The sequence below is a fragment of the Clostridium tepidiprofundi DSM 19306 genome (assembly GCF_001594005.1).
Lineage (GTDB): Bacteria > Bacillota > Clostridia > Clostridiales > Clostridiaceae > Clostridium_AC > Clostridium_AC tepidiprofundi.
On record NZ_LTBA01000100.1, the window covers coordinates 1 to 2,368 of the forward strand.

Annotated in this window: 3 protein-coding genes; 2 read left to right on the top strand and 1 reads right to left on the bottom strand. The window is 27.9% G+C overall.

What is annotated here, in order from left to right; translation table 11 throughout:
• Nucleotides 1-633 precede the first annotated feature (633 nt).
• Nucleotides 634-897, top strand: a complete 264-nt coding sequence (locus CLTEP_RS13715; protein WP_341372126.1) for a hypothetical protein — start codon at nucleotides 634-636, stop codon at nucleotides 895-897.
• A 68-nt stretch (nucleotides 898-965) separates the two neighbouring features.
• Here CLTEP_RS13715 and CLTEP_RS13720 read toward each other — a convergent pair whose 3' ends face one another.
• Nucleotides 966-1,727 carry a PHP-associated domain-containing protein gene (locus tag CLTEP_RS13720; RefSeq protein ID WP_066827629.1) on the bottom strand — a complete coding sequence of 254 codons (762 nt, stop codon included), beginning with the start codon at nucleotides 1,725-1,727 and terminating at the stop codon, nucleotides 966-968.
• Nucleotides 1,728-2,113: 386 nt separating this feature from the next.
• Here CLTEP_RS13720 and CLTEP_RS13725 point away from each other — a divergent pair.
• Nucleotides 2,114-2,368: transposase (locus CLTEP_RS13725; protein ID WP_201786623.1), on the top strand; the 255-nt coding region annotated here is incomplete at its 3' end.

Sequence of the window (2,368 nt, forward strand, 5' to 3'; positions counted from 1 at the left end):
GGAAATTAATCATTAAAATTTCTTGGGGTAGGGGGAGGTGTAACTATTTTTAAGGCCTATCGGTTTGCAGGCTTCCCAGTTATTTAAGTAAATGTAAAAAAAATAAATTTTAGTAAAAACAAATTTTTAACTGGAATTTTGATGCGAAATCTCTGAGTAAATTATTTTATATTTAGGCATATGAAAGTAAATAATGAGTCAAAGATACAACGTACATTTTGTGCAATACAAAGAGTTGGGTTTCGCTGATAGTAGGTTTTATAAGCAAGTTCCAACGATGACGTAGTTTGCAAAATAGATTAGTATACTGACTTATTATTTTTAAAGTTGCCTTATATTTTATAACTTAATATATCTGTTTTTGAAAAAACGTTGAACTAATTTTAGCCAACTACCATCAAGATAAATAATGGTACTTTCCTTGCATGCAACAATGTTGGGGACGATACATCCGAAACTATCATCAAAATAAACAACGGTGTTTTCATTGCCACAATTTCTATGAAAAAATTAACACAATAAATAAGTAATCATTTATTAAACAAAGTGGAATACTAATAAGGAATATCATTTATTGTATCACAAAGATTTATTGTATCGCAAACAAACCAAAACGAAAGGAAGTAATTTATTATGACATCACAAAATTCTTCAATAAAAAACAAATCATTAAAAGACAAAACATTGACTTCTTACCCACAAACTCACAATAATGTATATGGTCCAAAAGAAAGAAATTTTTTTGAAGAAAAAACATCACCAATAAAATCATATTCTAAAAATGATTTTGCCACATTACCTAATCACGTAACTGATCCAATAGTTTCAAATAATATATCTAATGCAGAATTTGATTATACTTACGGAGACGTACTAAAAACTTCTAAAGAAGAATAATAAAACTGTCGGCTTTGCCGACAGTTTTATTAAGGGACGGTTAAGTTGCTTAACTTCTTTGTATTATCTTATATAACATATGATTTTCCCATCAATACTCTATCAAATTCTCCCTCCCAGTTGCCTGTAAGTTTATTATAGTAAGTTCTATCTTTATTTTCTTTTATCAATTCTTTTATTAGTTTTTCTCTCTTTAAAACACTTTCATTGAACTTAGAAACTCTAAAATGATTACAGCAACATTTATATCTTCCTTCTTTTAGATATTTAACAAGTTCTTGTTCGCTATTAGGCATATATTCTATATCATTATAATAAATACCAACATGCTCAGCATTATGTCCATCTGAATTAGTTATTAAATTTAGATTTAATTTCTCTGCAAGTTTTCGAATTAACTTGTAATCATCTCTCCCAATATTGGTAGAATGTATTTCAACTGCATCCGGAATGTATTTTTCTATATCGATACCTATGCTATTTTTATATCTAAATGGATGAGCTAATGCTATAAAACCATTATTTTTTCTTACGTAATCATACAAATCAGGATATAGCCACGACTTTTCTTCCAATATCTTGTCATGCAAACCTAGGACAAGGACATCCTCACCACAATCACTAATACGTATCTCTATTCCACCATATATTCTAAAGGGATAATATCTTTTATTAAGTTCCTTAATATGTTCGAGTGGAACTAATCTATTGTGATCTGTAAAAATAATAGCATCTAAACCAAACTTTATTGCAGACTCTATATGCTGTTTTTCCGAAGCAATACTACAAGCTGAACGTTCCTTGGCATGTACATGTAAATCAATTTTCATACAAAAGCTCCTTTCTGTGGGGACGGTTCATTATTTTAATTTTTTATTCCTTGTTTTATATTTAATTTTATATCATATTTAATTCTATATTATTCTATTTATTTCCTCCATCAACCGTTTTAGTAAACTACCACCGAAACAAGCAATGAAGGATTTACAAAATTAACTAGCTTTCATTCCAATAGATGTAAATAAGAAAAGTTAAAACCTTGCACCACTTTTCTCATCTTAAATTATACAAATTTCAATTGATTAAACAATTGATTAAACAATTGATTAAATGTTACTACTCTTGTCAATAATCTAAAATAGATATTGATAAAACCTCAATATTCATATAAATAATTCAAAGTTAAATATTAATTATTATTGGAGGAGATGTTATTATGCCTAGAAAAGCTAGATTTAAAATTGAAAATGGAATTTATCATGTTATGCTCAGAAGCATAAGCGATTTTCCCCTATTTAGGAAAAATGAAGATAAAAATGTTTTCTTAAATATTGTGAAAAAATCTAAAATTAAATATCGCTTTAAACTCTATGGTTATTGTATAATGACCACACATGTCCATTTATTGATCGATTCAAATGGAGCAGATATAAGTCAATTCATGCATAGCATAAATCAATCATATGCTCAA

Bases quoted from the DNA above. Each gene is read 5' to 3' on its own strand.
- CLTEP_RS13715 (WP_341372126.1), top strand. From the start codon at position 634: ATGACATCACAAAATTCTTCAATAAAAAACAAATCATTAAAAGACAAA.
- CLTEP_RS13720 (WP_066827629.1), bottom strand. From the start codon at position 1,727: ATGAAAATTGATTTACATGTACATGCCAAGGAACGTTCAGCTTGTAGT.